At 50.5% G+C, this 19,038-nt stretch carries 14 protein-coding genes and 4 tRNA genes; 15 read left to right on the forward strand and 3 right to left on the reverse strand.

Translation table 11 applies throughout. The annotated features are described in order from the left end of the window. Entirely contained in the window at window positions 1–780 is a 780-nt protein-coding gene (locus IPL32_09965) for a hypothetical protein (protein MBK8466146.1), read from the reverse strand. A 148-nt stretch (window positions 781–928) separates the two neighbouring features. On the opposite strand from IPL32_09965, the gene xerD reads away from it, so the two are divergent. From xerD to rpoC, 15 genes are all read left to right on the forward strand, one after another. Further along, the gene (gene xerD / locus IPL32_09970) at window positions 929–1,825 is read left to right on the forward strand and encodes a site-specific tyrosine recombinase XerD (GenBank protein ID MBK8466147.1); all 897 of its coding nucleotides are present in this window, start codon (window positions 929–931) and stop codon (window positions 1,823–1,825) included. Between the two features lie 774 nt (window positions 1,826–2,599). Next, window positions 2,600–2,687: transfer RNA gene (locus IPL32_09975), tRNA-Tyr, on the forward strand. Between the two features lie 111 nt (window positions 2,688–2,798). Further along, a tRNA-Gly gene (locus IPL32_09980) sits at window positions 2,799–2,873 on the forward strand. 31 nt (window positions 2,874–2,904) lie between these two features. Further along, window positions 2,905–2,979: transfer RNA gene (locus IPL32_09985), tRNA-Thr, on the forward strand. Window positions 2,980–3,025: 46 nt separating this feature from the next. Next, a complete protein-coding gene (gene tuf, locus IPL32_09990; GenBank protein MBK8466148.1) occupies window positions 3,026–4,213 on the forward strand; it encodes an elongation factor Tu in 1,188 nt (395 codons plus the stop codon). Between the two features lie 74 nt (window positions 4,214–4,287). Next, entirely contained in the window at window positions 4,288–4,440 is a 153-nt protein-coding gene (rpmG, locus tag IPL32_09995; protein ID MBK8466149.1) for a 50S ribosomal protein L33, read from the forward strand. 84 nt (window positions 4,441–4,524) lie between these two features. After that, window positions 4,525–4,600 (forward strand) — tRNA-Trp (locus IPL32_10000). 36 nt (window positions 4,601–4,636) lie between these two features. Beyond that, window positions 4,637–4,867 carry a preprotein translocase subunit SecE gene (secE, locus tag IPL32_10005; GenBank protein MBK8466150.1) on the forward strand — a complete coding sequence of 77 codons (231 nt, stop codon included), beginning with the start codon at window positions 4,637–4,639 and terminating at the stop codon, window positions 4,865–4,867. An 11-nt stretch (window positions 4,868–4,878) separates the two neighbouring features. Continuing rightward, window positions 4,879–5,439, forward strand: coding sequence for a transcription termination/antitermination protein NusG (gene nusG, locus IPL32_10010; protein ID MBK8466151.1), 561 nt, complete (start codon window positions 4,879–4,881; stop codon window positions 5,437–5,439). Between the two features lie 35 nt (window positions 5,440–5,474). Then, a complete protein-coding gene (rplK, locus tag IPL32_10015; protein ID MBK8466152.1) occupies window positions 5,475–5,900 on the forward strand; it encodes a 50S ribosomal protein L11 in 426 nt (141 codons plus the stop codon). 83 nt (window positions 5,901–5,983) lie between these two features. After that, window positions 5,984–6,676: a 50S ribosomal protein L1 gene (locus IPL32_10020; GenBank protein MBK8466153.1), complete on the forward strand. Its 693-nt coding sequence runs from the start codon at window positions 5,984–5,986 to the stop codon at window positions 6,674–6,676. A gap of 20 nt (window positions 6,677–6,696) precedes the next feature. After that, window positions 6,697–7,500 (forward strand): 50S ribosomal protein L10, encoded by an 804-nt coding sequence (locus tag IPL32_10025; GenBank protein ID MBK8466154.1) that lies wholly within the window; start codon window positions 6,697–6,699, stop codon window positions 7,498–7,500. Between the two features lie 210 nt (window positions 7,501–7,710). Beyond that, a complete protein-coding gene (rplL, locus tag IPL32_10030) occupies window positions 7,711–8,100 on the forward strand; it encodes a 50S ribosomal protein L7/L12 (GenBank protein MBK8466155.1) in 390 nt (129 codons plus the stop codon). Between the two features lie 406 nt (window positions 8,101–8,506). After that, window positions 8,507–12,955: a DNA-directed RNA polymerase subunit beta gene (rpoB, locus tag IPL32_10035; GenBank protein MBK8466156.1), complete on the forward strand. Its 4,449-nt coding sequence runs from the start codon at window positions 8,507–8,509 to the stop codon at window positions 12,953–12,955. Window positions 12,956–13,093: 138 nt separating this feature from the next. Beyond that, window positions 13,094–17,374 (forward strand): DNA-directed RNA polymerase subunit beta', encoded by a 4,281-nt coding sequence (rpoC, locus tag IPL32_10040; GenBank protein MBK8466157.1) that lies wholly within the window; start codon window positions 13,094–13,096, stop codon window positions 17,372–17,374. A gap of 52 nt (window positions 17,375–17,426) precedes the next feature. On the opposite strand, the gene IPL32_10045 is transcribed toward rpoC, so the two are convergent. Further along, window positions 17,427–18,173 (reverse strand): 1-acyl-sn-glycerol-3-phosphate acyltransferase, encoded by a 747-nt coding sequence (locus tag IPL32_10045; protein MBK8466158.1) that lies wholly within the window; start codon window positions 18,171–18,173, stop codon window positions 17,427–17,429. Between the two features lie 9 nt (window positions 18,174–18,182). Then, a complete protein-coding gene (locus IPL32_10050) occupies window positions 18,183–19,037 on the reverse strand; it encodes an energy transducer TonB (protein MBK8466159.1) in 855 nt (284 codons plus the stop codon). Window position 19,038: the final 1 nt, after the last annotated feature.

A 19,038-nucleotide genomic window follows, 5' to 3' on the forward strand; every position in this document is an offset into this window, starting at 1 on the left:
TCAATCATAATACGGGCCGGCCTCAATTATCTTCATGCGCCTGTTTATTCGGACTATACGCACATCAAACGCGGGAAATATCAATATGTCGATATACTTTGTTCCTTGTGGCAAGCCATTGCAATCCGCATCGCATTCGAATGTCCTAGGCTTAAAAAAGGGATGGTATCGCTTTCCCCAGTCTGCGAGCGATTCGCGAAGCTGCGAGGTGGGTTCGCTTCCTAACCGATTGACGTGTTTTCGAAGCGGTAGAGATGCCATCTCCCAAGTCTCAGTCATGCTTCGCACTTGTTCGACACTTTCAAGATTTTGAAAATTGAGGTCGTTGTTCATTTTCATAAAAAAACGATTCTTGCGAAGAATTCGCCATACGTCGGCAGGAAACTCCTTCTCCAATGGGATACTGTCGTCGGACCTCGAAGAATGTTTACTGTAAATGTATATTGTGCTTAGATAATTCCAATTAAAGAATGCAACATAGAAGCGCGTCAAGGATTTACTATCGAGTTTTCTTGCCACGTCCGTCTTCATAAAGAGATACTGATCGCTTTCGAATCCAATCAAAGAGTTCGCCATAAAATTATCCGCAAAAAATTCGGAGATCAAGGGTTTTACATCTTTGGTTTGCTTGAGACGGCGGGAGAATGCGCGTGCTAGTTTGATGGCGTCGGCTTCATCCTTATTCGTTGTTTGAGCGGCGTTCGAAACAACATTTCCTACGAGAAGCAATGCAGTAAAAAGGAAGACTTTAGAGCGTATCATCATCAGTAATAATATCATCGACTAATCAATGCCGCTTGCCTTGCAATGCTAGAATAGCGGTTTTCCTTGCTTTTTCAATGATTTATCTTTTAGTATTTAGCCAATCGAGGTCGTCTGGTAAAATGGCCCTAACATCTTTACTTCCAATCGCTCGAAATATCTTCAAATGCAAAATCCGTCGCATGAAAAGCGTAACCTGATCCGCGAATATCTTTCTTATTGCCGTGTCGAAAAGGGCCTTGCTGCGAATTCGATTGAGAGTTACGGAACTGATCTTGCGCGGCTAGGCGACTGGTCGGGAAAGAATGGCTTTGATCTCATGACTCTCACCCGGCAGGACCTTCGCGAATGGCTGATCGATCTTGGGGCTGAAAAGTTGTCTGAGAACTCAAGACGGCGTCTTATCAGTGCGGTTCGCGGGTTTTACAAGTTTTTGATGTTCGACGGGCACATCAAAAATAACCCTGCCGAAGATCTCGTTGCTCCGCAAAAAGGTGTTTATCTGCCGCGGTTCCTAAATCAAACCGAGATCGAAATGCTGCTTGCGGCTCCTGATACTTCGACGGAAATTGGCCTTCGCGACCGCGCGATACTTGAAATAATGTATGCTTCCGGTTTGCGTGTATCGGAGGCCGTAGATCTTAAGATTGGCAACATAGATATTGACCTTGGCATCGTCACAACCACCGGAAAAGGCAGTAAAACACGGCGTGTGCCGGTCGGTTCGAGTGCCATTGAGTGGTTGAAAAGCTATCTTGTTTTGCGTCGAAAGAAGGAAAATATCGAGATCGACAATATTTTTGTCGGCGCAAACGGAAAACCGGTCACGCGGCAGATGATCCATGCATTTATCGTCGAATACGCCAAAAAATGCGACCTCGAAGGCGTTTCGCCGCACACTCTGCGCCATTCTTTTGCAACGCATTTAGTTCAAAACAGTGCCGACATACGCTCGGTGCAGCAGATGCTAGGCCACGCCGATATTTCGACGACACAGATATACACGCACATCACGAACAAACAGCTCAAGGACAATTACAAACGCTTTCACCCGCGGTCGTGAATAGTTTGAAGACTTTGAAGTGGCCGTTTCGCTAGATCCAATCGATTCGGTTGACGAGATTTACTCTAGCGGAAGCGAAAATCTCAGCGACGCTGCGGTGGCCGATTGAAAACAGGTCCGTGGCAAATTTGCAAGAAAATACCGTCTTTAAAGATGGTTTTTTTGGGGGATTCTCCGATATCTTTCCAAAAGTCTCCATTGCAAACAAAGGCATTCCGTGGCCGGCGGTGGTTGTCGAGGCGGCTGTTTTGCGGGCGAGGCGGCGAAATCGGCGGAGCTGACTGGTGGTCGACTAGTGGAAATCGCAAAAAACGACGTTTTTAAAGCCGGAATTGTCTTAAATATAAAATTTTTCCGATGGCTTTTTGGGTGTCTCCGATGGCTTTTTAGGGGTCAGCGATGGCTTTTTGGAGTCAGTAGATGGCTTTTTTTCTCTAGTTATCAGATAAGCCCTTACAGATCATATAGTTAGCTTGGTAACACGGCCTTTTGAAAGCGAGGCGATCTCTCTCGTCTTCCATTCACGCTGTCGTCAACTGCATCAATGGTTATCGGCTTTATTTCACTAGCCGCAAACGTGAATAATCGCGGTTCACTTAAGTTGAATGCAACGCCCTACGGTCGGCAGCGGTTATTTACTACAAAAACGAAGGCCTCGAGCGGGAATTAAGAATTTAGGGTAAATCCGACTTGCAACTTGCTTTTTGTTTATATATCATTGGAAATTTGCTAATTGGCTCGAAAAGTCGGCTGTAGCATTTATAAATAGATCACGCATGGGTGGTCGAGCGGTCAAAGGCAACGGGCTGTAAACCCGTCGGATTAATTTCCTACGTAGGTTCAAATCCTACCCCATGCACCAGTTAGGCGATTTTAGATTGCCGATTTTAGATTTTGGATCATAAGAAATTGTTGAGGGAATTGCCTTCTTAGGGTAATCCAACATCGTATTTCTAAAATCCAAAATCGGTATGCGGGAGTAGCTCAATGGTAGAGCGTCAGCCTTCCAAGCTGAATGTTGCGAGTTCGAGTCTCGTCTCCCGCTCCAGTTATTTGTCAGGCGAGACGCACTAGAACCGGCCCAAGTAGCTCAGGGGTAGAGCGCATCCTTGGTAAGGATGAGGTCGCGGGTTCAAATCCCGCCTTGGGCTCCAGTTATTATTTAGTTTATTTGATTACTTTAGGGGAAGAGATAAAGAGATGAGCAAGGAAAAATTCGATCGCAGTAAGCCGCACGTGAACATTGGGACAATCGGGCACGTGGATCACGGCAAGACGACATTGACGGCAGCAATAACAAAGGTGATGTCAAAGCATAACGCTAAGATGACGTTCCGGTCGTTTGACTCGATCGACAACGCACCTGAGGAAAAGGCTCGTGGTATTACGATTGCGACTTCGCACGTTGAGTATGAAACGGCTAACCGCCATTACGCCCACGTCGACTGCCCGGGCCACGCCGACTATGTCAAGAACATGATCACAGGAGCCGCCCAGATGGACGGAGCTATTCTCGTTGTCGCAGCGACGGACGGCCCGATGCCGCAGACACGCGAGCACATCCTTCTCGGCCGTCAGGTTGGTATCCCGACGATGGTCGTCTTTATGAACAAAGCGGACATGGTCGACGACGCGGAACTGCTCGAGCTCGTCGAGATGGAGATCCGCGAGCTGCTTAGCTCGTACGAGTATCCGGGCGACGACATTCCTGTCATTCAGGGTTCTGCTCTGAAAGCCCTCGAAGGCGATGCCGCTTGGGAGCCGAAGATCGACGAGCTGATGCAGGCGGTAGATGATTTCATTCCGACGCCTGCACGCGAGACGGACAAGCCGTTCCTGATGCCGGTGGAAGATATCTTCACCATTCAAGGACGCGGTACGGTTGCGACCGGAAGAATTGAACGAGGCACGATCAACGTCAACGACCCTGTCGAGATCGTCGGTATCAAAGAGACGAGAAACTCGGTCTGCACAGGCGTCGAAATGTTCAAGAAGCTGCTCGACAGCGGGATGGCAGGCGACAACGTCGGACTGCTGCTTCGTGGTGTTGAGCGAAAAGAGATCGAACGCGGACAGGTGATCGTTAAGCCGGGTTCGATCACGCCGCACACTAAGTTCAAGGCCGAGGCATACGTTTTGACCAAAGAAGAAGGCGGACGACACACACCGTTCTTTACAGGCTACCGCCCGCAGTTCTACTTTAGAACAACGGACGTAACGGGCGTTGCACACCTTCCGGCAGGAGTCGAGATGGTGATGCCGGGCGACAACATACAGATGGAGATCGAGCTCATCGCTCCGATCGCCATGGAAAAAGGCCTCCGCTTTGCTATCCGCGAAGGCGGCCGCACGGTTGGTGCCGGAACAGTGTCCGAGGTCGTGGAATAACAGTTTAGAGTTGCGCCTTCGGGCGTGTTTCGCACAGAGTTACGCTTACAGCGTAGCTCTGAATGAGGAAAGAAATGCCGAGAGATAATATAATTTTACAGTGCACCGAGTGCAAAGAGCGTAATTACGTGACGACAAAGAATAAAAAGAACACGCCTAATAGGCTTGAGCTTAAGAAATTTTGCCGTCGCTGCCGTTGCCACCGAGTTCACAGAGAAAACAAATAAGTTGTGAGTTCTGAGAGTTTGAAGAGTTCAGAGAGTAAAGATCTTACTCACAACTCTCCAAACTCCGCACTCGTAACTATTTAAAGGGGTATGGTGTCAATGGTTAGCATGGAGGTCTCCAAAACCTTAGGTGCGGGTTCGAGTCCTGCTACCCCTGCCATATTGAGATTTAGGAGAGCTATTAGGAGATAGATACGTGTCAGAAGCAGTAGCAAAACAGAAAGAAGGCATTGGCGAGTTTATTACCAAAACACGCGCCGAGTTGGATAAGACCACGTTTCCTTCGTCAGATGATGTCAAGGGCACGACCATTATCGTAATTATCAACGTAATATTTTTTGCGGTGTATTTATTTCTTATCGATCAAGGCTGGGTTTACTTTGTAGAAGCTCTCACATGGGTGATCAATCAGATCGCCGGGGCTTAAGGATATTTGAGATGAAGCAGTGGTATTTTATCCACACTTATTCGGGGCATGAGAACAAGGTCGTTGAGAGCCTGCACGCGAGAATTCGCGATATGGAGCTCACCGAACAGATAACCGAAGTTTTGCTGCCGAAAGAAAAGGTCGTCGAGATGCGCGGCAACAAGGAGTATGTCTCAGAACGAATGTTCTATCCAGGCTACGTGCTTGTCGAGATCGAGTGCGGAGACAATAAAAAACCGCCTGATAACGTGTTTCACGCGATCAAATCGACTCCGAAGGTGACCGGGTTTTTGGGTGGTAAAGACCCAACTCCGCTAACGCAGGAAGAAGTTGATCAGATCGTCCGAAATATTGAGGTCGCGACCGAAAAGCCGAAACCGAAGTTTACTTACGAGGTCGGCGAGGTCGTGAGGATCAAATCGGGCCCATTCGCCAGCTTTACCGGCAAGGTCGAAGAGGTCAACGAGGACAAGAGCACGCTCAAGGTCTCGATCACCATTTTTGGGCGTTCAACGCCTTATGAACTGAGTTTCTTAGAGGTTGAAAAGGTTACTTTTGCAGAAGAAGAATAAATGAGGACATTCCCGCAAGGGATCGTTAATCGAAAATGGCAAAGAAGATAGAAGGTTACATTAAGTTACAGATTCCCGCCGGCAAGGCGAATCCGGCGCCGCCGATCGGCCCGGCACTTGGCCAACACGGCGTGAATATCATGGAGTTTTGCAAGGCGTTCAACGCCAAGACGCAAAACGACGATCCGGATATGAAAATTCCGGTCGTGATCACGGTTTATGCGGATCGCTCGTTCTCATTCGAAACGAAAACGCCGCCCGCAGCCGATCTTTTGAGAAAGGCTTCGGGAATCGCAAAGGGTTCGGGAAAAGCAAACCGTGAAAAAGTCGGCTCTATCTCAAAATCGAAGATCGAAGAGATCGCCAAGCTAAAAATGGTCGATCTCAACACGTCTGACCTCGCCGCCGCAATGCGGACCATCGAGGGAACGGCAAAATCGATGGGTTTGACAATTGATTAACAGTTAAGTCTTATAGGACATATAAGTTCCATAAGTCTCATTAGGGAGAACGGCAAAGTCGTTCGTTAATACCTGGAGGTAAAATGAAAAGAGGAAAGAAATACCGCGCGGCTCTGGAAAAGATCGAGTCGGGCAAGAAGCACACGCTCGACGAAGCTGTCTCGAAACTAAAAGAGATAGCCTTCGCCAAATTCGACGAAACAGTTGAACTTACAATGTGGCTCGGCGTTGACCCGCGAAAAGCGGATCAGCTTGTCCGAGGCACTATTGTTCTGCCTCACGGCCTTGGCGGTACGGCGAAAAAGATCGTTGTTATCGCTCAAGGCGACAAGATCAAGGAAGCCGAAGATGCCGGTGCCGATATGGCAGGCGGCGACGATCTAGTAGAAAAGATCAAAGGCGGCTGGCTTGACTTTGATGCACTCATTGCGACGCCCGATATGATGGGCAAGGTCGGTCAGTTGGGCAAGGTGCTCGGTCCTCGAGGCCTGATGCCGAATCCAAAAACAGGAACGGTAACGATGGACGTGAAAACCGCCATCGAAGAGACGAAGGCCGGTAAGGTCGAATATCGCGTCGATAAAACGGGCGTTATTCACTCACCTGTCGGCAAAGTATCATTTGATCAGGCAAAACTTGCGGAAAATACAAGGGTACTTATAACCGCAGTAATGAAGGCAAAGCCGACGACTGCGAAAGGCCGTTATCTGAAGAAAATAAACTTAGCTGCGACGATGAGCCCGGGCGTTATGCTCGATGAGCTTGCGTACGCTTAAGTGAGGAGCGAATTTAAGAAATGAAAACAAGAGAGACAAAACAAAACGATTTAAACGCCCTCACTAAGTCGCTTGCTAATTCCACATCCGCGATGGTCGTCAGCTTTACCAAGGTGACCGTAAACAAAGACCAGGAATTTCGAGCGCGACTTCGTGAAGCGGGCGCAAAGTATGAGGTTGTAAAAAATACCCTTGCTCGTATCGCCGTCAAAGGCACGCAGTTTGAGGAAACGACAGAGCATCTCAAAGGTGTCACGGCCATCGCGTGGACGGAAAATGATCCGGTAGTTCTTTCGAAAGCAATTTCGAAGTTCATGAAGGACAACGCCGACATCTACACGTTCAAGACGGGCGTTGTCGATGGCAAATTGGTGGACCTCACGCAGTTGACGACGATAGCAAATCTGCCTTCGAAAGAAGAGCTTATTTCCAAGCTGTTGTTCGTTCTCAATGCACAAGCACAGCGTATCGTCACGGTCATTAACGCCGTACCGCGTGACTTGGCTATTGTGATCAAACAAATCGGCGACAAGGAAGATCGAGTCGCGGCCGCTCCTGCAGCCGAAGCAAAGACTGAAGCTCCAGCGGCGGCACCTTCGGTTGCTGAAGAGGCGGCTCCTGCGGAATTAGAAGCTGAGGCTGAGGCTCCGGCTCCGTCAGTGGAAGAGGCGCCGGTCGTTGAGGCGGCTCTGGCAGAAGAGGCTCCAGTGGCTGAGGCTGCTGCTGAATCGGTTGAAGCTGCGCCTGTGGTGGAAACCGCAGAGGCCGCTGTTGAAGAGGATGATATTTTGGAATTGCCTGCTGAGGAAAAAGCAGGCGAATAATAAGTTTTTCGGGACCATTGTCTCGAATTTTGAAAGCCGATACTCAAGGTAAAACGGGCATCAAGGTTTGTCAGGCCAAGATGCTACGGGCTTAGAAAGATGAGGAGATGCAACCCGCGTCTTTCACCAAGTCCCTGGGTTCGAACGGCGAAATGGAGTAAATATTAATTATTTGCTCACAATAGAACCCTAAATAGGAGATATAAGAAAATGGCAGTTACAAAAGATGATGTAGTTGAGTATTTGAAAGGGATGACGCTTCTCGAAGCGTCTGAATTGGTCAAGGAACTCGAAGAAGTATTTGGTGTTTCGGCGGCCGCTGCGGCAGCTCCGATGATGATGGCAGCTGGTGCGGGTGCAGATGCTGCTCCTGCTGCTGAGGAAAAGGATGCATTTGACGTGATCCTATCCAGCGCCGGCGGCAACAAGATCGCTGTTATCAAGGTTGTTCGCGAAGTCGTCGCGGGCCTCGGTTTGAAAGAAGCCAAGGATCTCGTCGATGGTGCTCCGAAACCGCTGAAAGAAGGCGTTTCGAAGGCAGAAGCCGAAGAGATCAAGACGAAATTGACCGAAGCGGGCGCAACCGTCGAGCTCAAATAATTGCTTGCAACCATTCCGGAGAGTCGCTCATCGTAACGGCTCTCCGGTGGCTTGCAAACACTTGGTTTTATGATAAACTAGTTGGTTCGCGCCGTCTTACTTGTTTTAGGTGGTGTGGGTCGCCGGCTTAGTCGGATTCGGAGACTTCGTCATAACGGTTTCCGTTGGTTTTTTAGACGCGATTCTTTTGTCGCAAATAGTGGAGAGTGGGTGTCTCTTTTTGGCACGCTCGAAAAACTTAAAGTAAGCAATTGCTGCTGAAAAGCGGTCTGGGTAGATTTTACCTATGACCGCATTTGCTGTCTGTATCGCAAAATTTTTGGGTAAACTTCGCTCACGTGCATCGTATCAGCAAGTTTCGCAAAAATCAACAGGTTTTTTTATAGTTCGCAATTAAATTAATTATATGATTAATAATCCTCTTCAAAGCAGCACAACCGGCCTCGGCGTCCGCACCAGCAAGGCGCCTGAGCGTGTGGATTTTTCGAAGATCTATACATCTGCCCAAATCCCGAACCTTATAGAGGTGCAGCGCGAATCGTATAACCGCTTTCTACAGATGGACCTTATCCCTGAGGAACGCGATTACATCGGCCTGCAGTCGGTGTTTGCATCGATCTTTCCGGTATCGGATTTTCGTGAGACGGCGACGCTCGAATATGTTGAGTACCAGATCGGCAACTGGCAGTGCAAATGCGGCAACCTCGAAGGCTTGCAGCACCTGCGTGCCAACTGCAAAAATTGCAGCGCCAAGATCAAGGTCGATCCTTTCAATCCCGCCGAGGTGCTTTGTAAGAACTGCGGAACGTTCAACGCCGTTCGCCCAAATCTATGCGACAACTGCGGCGAGCCTGTCGGTCTGAAGCACAAGCACGACCAGCAGGAATGTCAGGAACGCGGAATGTCTTACAGCGTTCCGCTTAAGGTGAAAATTCGTTTGACGGTCTATGACAAGGACCCGGAGACGAACGTCTCGACGATCCGGGACATCAAGGAAGAGGACGTTTTCTTTGGCGAGATCCCGCTGATGACCGATAACGGCACGTTTATCATCAATGGAACCGAGCGCGTCATCGTGTCGCAGCTTCACCGTTCGCCGGGCGTTTTCTTTAAGGGCGATCGGGATGATTATCTGGCTAAGATCATTCCGTATCGCGGCTCTTGGGTCGAGTTTGAATACGACCAGAAGGGAATCCTTCACGCACGTCTCGGAAAGCGGAAATTGGTTGCCACGGTCTTTTTGCGTGCATTGGGCCTCTGGCTAAATCCGCAGATCGACATGAAAACTGTCTCTGACAACATTCTCGAAGAGGTTGTCAAGAATGCGGAATATCCAGACTCCAGCATCCTCAATCTCTTTTATGTAACCGATGAGGTAAACATCGAAAAGGGCAAACTCTCAATCCTTGTCAAAAACGAAGGCGAAACGCATCTCGTCGGAATGAGGGCCGAAGAGGATATTAAGGACAAGAAAGAAGATATCGTACGAAAAGGCAAGAAGGTCACAAAATCTGCAATTGCCGATCTGCGGCGTTTGAAAAAGACGAAGGTCCAGGTTGCAGCGGCTGACTTTGAAGGAGCATACGCTCTCGAAGATGTTGTCAATCTTGAAACTGGCGAAGTGATTGCCGAATCAAATACCGAGATCTCTGCCGGCAAGTTGCAGGAGATCATCGAGGAAGGCGTGACCAGCTTTTCCGTGTTTTTCCCGAAACGCGACGTTATAGGCGAGATCATCTCGGCGACATTGAGAAAAGATCCGATCTCAAAACCGGTTGATGCACTTCTTGAGATCTACCGCAAAATGCGTCCCGGCGATCCGCCGACGGTGCCTACCTCTTATCGTTTGCTCGAAGGAATGTTCTTCGATGCACGTCGATTTGACCTGTCGCGTGTCGGGCGTTTGAAGTTCAACATCAAAATGGGCCGCCCCGATCTTGAGGATATTAAAAATCCGCTTTTGAAAGCTGGTGATTTCATTGAGGTCGTTAATTACCTTCTTCGCATGAAGAGGGACAGCGAGCATTACGGTCAGGATGATATCGATCATCTCGGCAACCGCCGCGTCCGCGCGGTGGGCGAATTGCTCGAAAATCAGTTCCGCATCGGCCTCGAACGCATGGAACGGGCGATCAAGGAGAAGATGTCCATTCAGCAGGATATGTTCACCACGATGCCGCGTGATCTTGTAAACGCAAAGCCTGTGACGGCTGCAGTCCGCGAGTTTTTTGGCTCGTCGCAGCTTTCGCAGTTCATGGACCAAACCAATCCGCTGTCCGAGATCACGCATAAGCGTCGTCTTTCGGCCCTTGGGCCAGGCGGTCTTTCGCGTGAGCGTGCCGGCTTTGAGGTTCGAGACGTTCACCCAACGCACTACGGCCGTATCTGCCCGATCGAGACGCCTGAAGGCCCGAACATTGGTTTGATCTCGTCGCTGTCGTGCTTTGCACGGATCAATCAGTTTGGATTTATCGAATCTCCTTATCGTAAGGTCGAGGACGGTCGTGTTGTTGAATACGTTCGAGTTCAGAATGGCGGTGAAACAAAATTCAAGCCCGGGGAGCATGTTCCGCAGGAAGCCGTCGATGCTGCTAACAAGAGGATCAAGGATGGCAAACTGGCTGAGTATGAGCCGTGGCCTTTCTACCTGACCGCTTGGGAAGAGGACCGTTACATTATCGGTCAGGCGAACATCGAGCTTGATCCCAAGGGATTTATCGTCAAGGAGCGAAACGCTGCCCGTCAAAAGGGAGAGTTCATTACTGCCGCTAAAGCTGAGATTCAGTATATGGATGTCAGCCCGAAACAACTTGTTTCGGTGGCCGCATCGCTGATCCCGTTTCTTGAGAACGACGATGCTAACCGTGCTTTGATGGGTTCGAACATGCAACGTCAGTCAGTGCCACTGCTTCGTGCCGAGTCTCCGTATGTCGGAACCGGAATGGAGCGGATCGCAGCACGAGATTCCGGAGCCGTGGTTATTGCAAAGCGCGACGGCGTTGTCGATTTTGTCGATTCCGAACGAATCATCGTAAAAGCCGATCATCAGGTTGACGGCACGATCTCACGTGAGGTGACGGCTGACATTTACTCGTTGGTCAAATTTAAGCGTTCAAATCAGAACACTTGTATAAACCAGCGTCCGATCGTTCAGGTCGGCGAACGTGTAACGAAAGGCCATGTTATTGCCGACGGTCCTTGCACCGACCGCGGCGAACTTGCTCTGGGACGCAACGTGCTCGTGGCATTTATGCCTTGGCGCGGTTACAACTTTGAGGATGCGATCCTCGTTTCCGAACGGCTCGTGAAGGACGATTACTACACATCGATCCACATCGAAGAGCTTGAGATCGAGGCCCGTGATACAAAACTCGGCCCTGAGGAGATCACTCGCGATATTCCGAATATCGGGGAGAACATGCTCCGCGATCTCGATGAATCAGGCATTATCCGCATCGGTGCTCAAGTCAAGCCAGGCTCGGTTCTGGTCGGTAAAGTTACGCCTAAGGGCGAAACTCAGTTGACCGCTGAAGAAAAACTGCTTCGTGCGATCTTTGGTGAAAAGGCCGGTGACGTAAAAGACGCTTCGCTCAATTGCCCTCCGGGAATTGACGGAACGGTCGTTGATGTTCAGATCTTTACCCGAAAAGGTCAGGACAAGGACGAACGTAGCCTCGACATCGAGGGAATGGAAGAAGAAGATTTCCAGCGCGACCTTGAGGACGAAATTCGAATCCTTCAAGAACAGCGTGACGAGCGTATCTACGAACTTTTCGAGGGACGCAAACTCAACGCGGATCTAAAAGATGGAAAAGAGGTCATTCTCAAAAAGGGAACGGCTCTCAATCGTGAGATGCTGGCTGAACTCGATCCCAAACTGCTGAGCAAAGCTGAGGTCTCATCGGGACGTATCGATACGGCCGCGGAGGTCAAGCAGTACCAGCAGCGGACCGAACGCCAGATCAACATTCTTCGCGACATCTACGACGAAAAGATCACCAAACTCAAGCAGGGCGACGAATTGCCGCCGGGCGTGATCAAGATGGTCAAGGTTTTCGTTGCCATGAAACGTAAACTCAGCGTTGGCGACAAGATGGCCGGACGCCACGGTAACAAGGGTGTTATCGCCCGCATCTTGCCGGAAGAAGATATGCCGTATTTGCCGGATGGAACGCCGGTCGAGATAGTGCTCAATCCGCTTGGCGTGCCTTCGCGTATGAACGTTGGGCAGATACTTGAGACTCATCTTGGATGGGCAGCACGTGTACTCGGTCTGCACTTTGCAACGCCGGTCTTTGACGGTGCAAGCGAAGAAGAGATCAAGGGCTACATTGGCCAGGCAAATGCGAAATACGACGAACTCGGCATTCCGGCCTCAGTAGGCCCGTCAGGCAAAACGCGTCTCTTTGACGGTATGACCGGTGAACAGTTCGAGCAGAAGGTTTGCGTTGGGTATATCTATATGCTCAAACTCTCGCACCTTGTGGATGACAAGATCCACGCTCGCTCGATCGGACCATACTCACTCATTACTCAGCAGCCGCTGGGTGGTAAGGCTCAGTTCGGCGGACAGCGTTTTGGAGAAATGGAAGTTTGGGCACTCGAAGCCTACGGAGCGGCTCACATCCTACAGGAATTGCTGACATGCAAATCTGACGACGTGGCCGGACGTTCGAAGATCTATGAAACGATCGTCAAGGGCGTTTCAAACTTCGAGCCGGGCATTCCCGAATCGTTCAACGTTTTGGTTCGCGAGCTGCAATCGCTCTGCCTAGACGTTGAGCTTATTCAGGAAGAGGACATCGATCCTGAGGAAGTTGTGGCCGGTGTCGATGCTCTCGTAGGCGTCGATTAATGACACGTCGCTGTCCCGCGAAAAAAAAATCGTGGGACAGTGGGACAGTAATGGCTAAGCCTAATGTTTCCAAAGGTTTAGCCTGTCCCATACAGTTTGGGACAGTTTGGGACAGTGGGACACGCAGATTGGAGATATATGTTTCGATTAAATAACGATAACAAGACGCAATTGACGACAAATTACGAAGCGATCCGCATCAGCCTTGCTTCGCCGGACAAGATCCGTTCGTGGTCACACGGCGAGGTGACCAAGCCGGAAACGATCAATTACCGTACATTTAAGCCGGAGCGCGACGGGCTTTTTTGTGCTCGTATCTTTGGCCCGGTGTCCGATTGGGAATGTCTCTGCGGAAAGTACAAGCGGATGAAACACCGCGGCGTCATCTGCGACAAATGCGGTGTTGAGGTTACGCAGAGCAAGGTCCGCCGTGAGCGGCTCGGCCATATCGAATTGGCGTCGCCCTGCTCGCACGTATGGTTCTTCAAAGGATTGCCGTCGCGTATCGGCCATCTGCTCGACATCACGCTTCGCGATCTTGAAAAAATTCTTTATTTTGAGACATATATCGTTGTCGATGAAGGCGATGTGCCTGATCTTAAACAAAAAGACCTGCTCACCGATGAGCGTTTTCGTGAACTGACACGCGATTATCCGAACCAGTTCGTCGCAAAAATGGGTGCTGAGGCGATCAAGGACCTTCTTGCGCAGATAGACATTGCCGAGCTTGTGGACGAACTTCGCGGAAAAATGCGCGAGGAAACTTCACAGCAGAAAAAGCTCAAGTATTCCAAGCGTCTGAAAGTTTCGACTTCGTTCCTTCGCAGCGGCAATAACCCGCAATGGATGATCCTCGACGTAATTCCGGTCATTCCGCCCGAACTTCGTCCACTCGTGCCCCTAGACGGCGGACGCTTTGCAACGTCGGACCTTAACGATCTTTATCGCCGCGTTATCAACCGCAACAACCGTTTGAAGAAGCTGATCGAGCTTCGCGCACCTGAAGTTATCGTTCGCAACGAGAAACGTATGCTTCAGGAAGCTGTTGATGCGTTGTTTGATAACGGACGCCGCGGCCGTGTGCTTCGCGGTGCTAATAATCGTCCGCTCAAATCGTTGTCCGGAACTCTCAAGGGCAAGCAGGGACGTTTCCGTCAGAATCTGCTCGGAAAACGTGTCGATTACTCTGGACGTTCGGTGATCGTGGTCGGTCCGGAGCTCAAACTGCACCAGTGCGGATTACCTAAGAAAATGGCATTGGAATTGTTCAAGCCGTTTATTTACAACAAGCTCGAAAAGGACGCTCATGCTGCCACGATCAAACAGGCTCGTGAAATGGTCGAACGTCAGGAGCCGATCGTTTGGGACATCCTCGAAGAGGTCATTCGCGAGCATCCGGTTCTCTTGAACCGTGCTCCAACGCTTCACCGTCTCGGTATTCAGGCATTTGAGCCAGTTTTGGTCGAAGGTAAGGCTATCAAGATCCATCCGCTTGTCTGTACAGCATTCAACGCCGACTTTGACGGCGATCAGATGGCGGTTCACATTCCGCTTTCGGCTGAGGCACAGATCGAGGCGAGCGTTCTTATGCTTGCGTCGAACAATCTGCTTTCACCGGCCAGCGGCCAACCCATTGCGGTCCCGTCTCAGGATATCGTTCTCGGCTGCTACTATCTGACGCTTGCTCGCGACGAGATGAAAGGCGAGAACAAAGTGTTCGGCTCGATCGATGATGTGATTCTCGCTCTTGATGCGGGTGCAGTCGAAACTCAAACCAAGATCAAACTGCGTTGGCGCGGCGATCTGATCGATCTGACGCTCGAACATAACATGCAGGACGTTATGCGTGCCACGGCGCGTGAGAAAGTCGATCTCATTCTCGATACAACCGCCGGTCGTGTGATCTTTAACGAACGCCTGACTCGCGACGGGCTGCCTTATGTAAATGGCGTTCTGAAGAAGAAAGGCTTGCAGTCGCTGGTAACATTTTGCCATCTGCGGCTTGGGCATGATGCCACTGTTGCATTGCTCGACGATCTGAAGGCGATGGGCTTTCTCTATGCGACTAAGGCAGGTGTTTCGATCGGCATCGACGATATGGTCACGCCTTCGAGTAAGAAAGGGATCATCGATAATGCTCTCAAGGAAGTCGAAAAACTTCGCAAACAGTATGAAGACGCGACCATGACAAATATGGAACGCGAAAACAAGGTGACGGCCATTTGGTCCGATGTTACCGATCTCGTTGCAAAAGAAATGTTTGTAGCGATGCACACGCGTGAAAAGGAGCGTAAGGAACTGAATCCGATCCTCGTCATGGCCGATTCCGGTGCTCGAGGTTCTGAGGCTCAGATCCGTCAGCTCGCCGGTATGCGCGGCCTGATGGCCAAGCCGTCGGGCGAGATCATCGAAAATCCGATCCTCGCAAATTTCCGCGAAGGCCTGGACGTTTTGCAGTACTTTATCTCTACGCACGGTGCACGTAAAGGGTTGGCTGATACGGCACTCAAAACCGCCGATTCGGGCTATCTGACACGCCGACTGGTTGACGTGGCACAGGATGTTATCGTTTCAGAACAGGATTGCGGAACGCTTCGCGGCGTTTGGGCAGAGGCCATTATCCGAAACGGTGAAGAGGTCGAATCGCTTCGTGACCGCATCGTTGGATGTACATCGCTTGACGATATCGTCGATCCGGTCGATGGTTCGGTGATAGTTGAGGCTAATGTTGAGATCAATGAAGATCTGGGAGCCAACGTCCAACTGTCAGGTTTGCAAAAAGTACGAATTCGCTCGGCTCTTACCTGCGAATCGCGACGCGGCATTTGCGTTAAATGCTACGGCCGCAACCTTGCAACTGGTAACACGGTTGAGATCGGTGAGGCTGTCGGCGTTATCGCCGCACAGTCGATCGGCGAACCGGGCACGCAGTTGACGATGCGTACGTTCCACGTTGGTGGAACGGCACGTCTCGAACAGGAGACCAAGCACGTTGCTGCGATGGACGGAACGGTAAAATATCTTGGTGACCTCAACGTCATTAAGAACCGAAGCGGCGAGATGATCTCGATGCGTCGTCAGTCCGAGCTTGCCCTTGTTGACGAACGCGGCCGCGAGGTAGCTCATTACAAGGTCGTTTACGGTGCTGAGGTTCACGTCAAAGACGGTCAGAAGGTGAAAGAGGACGACATTCTTGTTACATGGGATCCGTTCACGTTCGCCATCCTCACTGAGGTCAAGGGAACTGTGAAATATCAGGACCTCAAGGAAGGGAAGACGGTCGAAGAAGAGATCGACAAGGTCACCGGCCAGAAGCGTCTCGTCGTTAAAGATTCTGACGAGAAGAATCAACCGCGTATCGAGATCCGCAGCGGCAGCAAGGTGCAAAAGACCTATCAGATGCCGATCCGTGCCAACCTCATCGTTGAGGACGGCCAAGCTGTCGAACCCGGCGATGTGATCGCAAAGATCCCGCGTGAAACGACCAAGACAAAGGATATCGTTGGCGGTTTGCCGCGGGTCGTCGAGCTTTTCGAAGCTCGCCGTCCGGGTGAAACGGCAATGATGTCCGAGATAAACGGAGTCGTCAAATTCGGCCCGATCGCAAAGGGTAAACGAAAGATCATCGTTGTAGGAGATGACGGCAGCGAACGTGAATACGACATCCCGCGTGGTACCCACATCAACGTGCAGGAAGACGACCGCGTCCGTTCAGGCGAACCGCTAATGGACGGCCCGCTGAATCCGCACGACATTTTGCGTGTTCTAGGAATGGAAGCGTTGCAGAATTATCTGGTCAACGAGATCCAGGAAGTCTATCGTCTGCAGGGCGTGAACATCAACGATAAACATATCGAGGTGATCGTTCGCCAGATGCTTCGTTGGGTCAAGATCAAGGAAGTCGGCGATACGGAATTCCTGCTCGAGGAACAAGTTGACCGTTTCCGCTATGAAGACGAGAATGCACGTGTCCGCGATGAGAAGGGCCAGACTTCGGTTGGTGAACCTCTTCTGCTCGGTATCACGAAAGCGTCGCTTTCGACGGACTCATTTATCTCGGCCGCGAGTTTCCAAGAAACGACTCGCGTGCTTACCGAGGCTGCGATCTCAGGCCGCATCGATTACCTTCGCGGCCTCAAAGAGAACGTCATCATGGGACGCCTTATTCCGGCCGGAACCGGTATGAAGTATTACCGCAACGTCAAGGTCGCTCCCGATGCTACGGAAAACCGTAAGCAGGAGGATGAGTTCGACGAGATGGGCGATTACATCCGCGGCGGTATGCCGATGGTGCCGATCATTGATGACGTCGTTGATGACTTCGACGGTGACGTTGAAGATATCGAGGTGGACGACGATACCGAGGTTTTTGATATCGACGAAGCTATGAAGATCGAGATCGAGGATGACGAGATCTAGTTCGCGCTTTTACTTTAGGAACAAGGCCGGGATGCTATTCTTCCGGCCTTTTCTATTTGACCGGAACAAAGCTTTTGGCGACGCTTCGTTGAAGTTCCTTCGCCAGTTGTTTACGGTCGGAGTGTAGGATGGTTTTATCTCCAAAATTTAGGATCGCCGTGTATTCATATATCCTGAACAATCGCCAAAGGTGTGCAAAAAAACCAATATCATCCCACCAAGTAACGGTCATGCTTGCTGGCGGTTCGTCGGTCGGTGTTCGATAGGTTAAGGATGCGTATGAGACGGGAATTCCGCTCTTTGCGGCAAACTCAAAGAACGATGAATTGAAGGTCAGTACTTCGTCGCCCTTAGTGCTGGTACCTTCGGGGAAAACTATCACGCCTTCGCCATGTTCCAGCCGTTCGATTATCTTTTCGCCAGCACGCGGGATGTCGCGTCGATTGCTGCGGTCGATAAAGATCGTGCCCATATCGCGACATATCCTTCCCGCAAGGAACCAACTTTCAACTTCCTTCTTTGCGACAAAAATTCCCGTTACCGCGGCGCGTATAGCTCCAATGTCGGTGTAACTTAGATGATTGGTTACTAAGAAAAATGGCGCGGTCGGCGGTGTACCGGTCACTTCGATCTTCATATTCGAAATGCGAACAAAGCTGTTTGTCCATGCACCAAAGATCCACTGTCTCCAACGCCGCTTGTCGCTAACGAACGGATTTGCAGCCAACCACACCGCATACAGGCCGAGTGTTGCTGCGGTAAAGGTAACGAATCTGAACGCGGCTCTTACGGTCCTCATTTAGACAGCTTAGTCCTTGTCGGTCTTCTTAAAATTGTATCGCAGCAAAAACCGCATCGGCAACGGCTTGCCGTTACGTTCCGCCGGACGCCAGTTCATTGAACGCACAGCTTTTTCGACCGACTCATCCAGCCCATAACCTGCCCATCGTGTGATCTCAGTTCTGAGGATCAAGCCGCGTTCGTCGAGATCGACAATAATATCTACCGTCGCTGTTATCGCGTAAAGAAAGGCATCGGAAGTGTATTCAGGTTTAATTCGGCGATATGGGATCGGAGTGCGTAAGGATCTCGCAAGCGGCGAATCAGCGTCTGGCGGTTCGTCCATTTTGACAAGCAAAGGTTCTGCCAATTCGCTCTTCGCAGCTATTCGCAACTTGTTTGCGATCTCTGAGGCAAGCGGATTTGCAGCCGCGTTTAATAGTGCTTTGGCCTCTTGCTCGGTAGTGGCATTAAATCGAGGCAGTGCCCAAAACACTAGTCTTCCGGTGCGCGTGCTGACGGAGTAAACGGCAGCGTGAGACTCATAATATTTCGCCTGTACAGAGGAGCTTCTGCGAGTGGTTTCTGCTTTGACCAGAATAAAAAAATCGCATCCAATAGCTAAGCCGGCGGCCTTTGACTCTTCCACACTCATATTGAATTTGTCAGCGGCCTTTGTCGAGGCAAATGCAGCTTCACTCATTGTGGTATCAACGATGCGGTATTTTGCCGCGATCTCACCTTCGAGTATTTCGGCAAAATGACGACTTGCTTCACTCCCGTCCGGCGACATAATGGCGACTTGTTGCGCCACTGTTGGAATAACAAAGCTCAACAAAAGAAGGCAAATTCCCGGAAGGATTCTCTGCGGAAGCAACTGCATA

Source organism: Chloracidobacterium sp. (assembly GCA_016711345.1).
GTDB lineage: Bacteria > Acidobacteriota > Blastocatellia > Pyrinomonadales > Pyrinomonadaceae > OLB17.

Excerpts from the sequence above, each read along its gene's own strand:
- IPL32_09965 (MBK8466146.1), bottom strand. The coding sequence starts at position 780 with ATGATATTATTACTGATGATGATACGCTCTAAAGTCTTCCTTTTTACT.
- xerD (MBK8466147.1), top strand. The coding sequence starts at position 929 with ATGCAAAATCCGTCGCATGAAAAGCGTAACCTGATCCGCGAATATCTT.
- tuf (MBK8466148.1), top strand. The coding sequence starts at position 3,026 with ATGAGCAAGGAAAAATTCGATCGCAGTAAGCCGCACGTGAACATTGGG.
- rpmG (MBK8466149.1), top strand. The coding sequence starts at position 4,288 with ATGCCGAGAGATAATATAATTTTACAGTGCACCGAGTGCAAAGAGCGT.
- nusG (MBK8466151.1), top strand. The coding sequence starts at position 4,879 with ATGAAGCAGTGGTATTTTATCCACACTTATTCGGGGCATGAGAACAAG.
- rplK (MBK8466152.1), top strand. The coding sequence starts at position 5,475 with ATGGCAAAGAAGATAGAAGGTTACATTAAGTTACAGATTCCCGCCGGC.
- IPL32_10020 (MBK8466153.1), top strand. The coding sequence starts at position 5,984 with ATGAAAAGAGGAAAGAAATACCGCGCGGCTCTGGAAAAGATCGAGTCG.
- IPL32_10025 (MBK8466154.1), top strand. The coding sequence starts at position 6,697 with ATGAAAACAAGAGAGACAAAACAAAACGATTTAAACGCCCTCACTAAG.
- rplL (MBK8466155.1), top strand. The coding sequence starts at position 7,711 with ATGGCAGTTACAAAAGATGATGTAGTTGAGTATTTGAAAGGGATGACG.
- rpoB (MBK8466156.1), top strand. The coding sequence starts at position 8,507 with ATGATTAATAATCCTCTTCAAAGCAGCACAACCGGCCTCGGCGTCCGC.
- rpoC (MBK8466157.1), top strand. The coding sequence starts at position 13,094 with ATGTTTCGATTAAATAACGATAACAAGACGCAATTGACGACAAATTAC.
- IPL32_10045 (MBK8466158.1), bottom strand. The coding sequence starts at position 18,173 with ATGAGGACCGTAAGAGCCGCGTTCAGATTCGTTACCTTTACCGCAGCA.
- IPL32_10050 (MBK8466159.1), bottom strand. The coding sequence starts at position 19,037 with ATGCAGTTGCTTCCGCAGAGAATCCTTCCGGGAATTTGCCTTCTTTTG.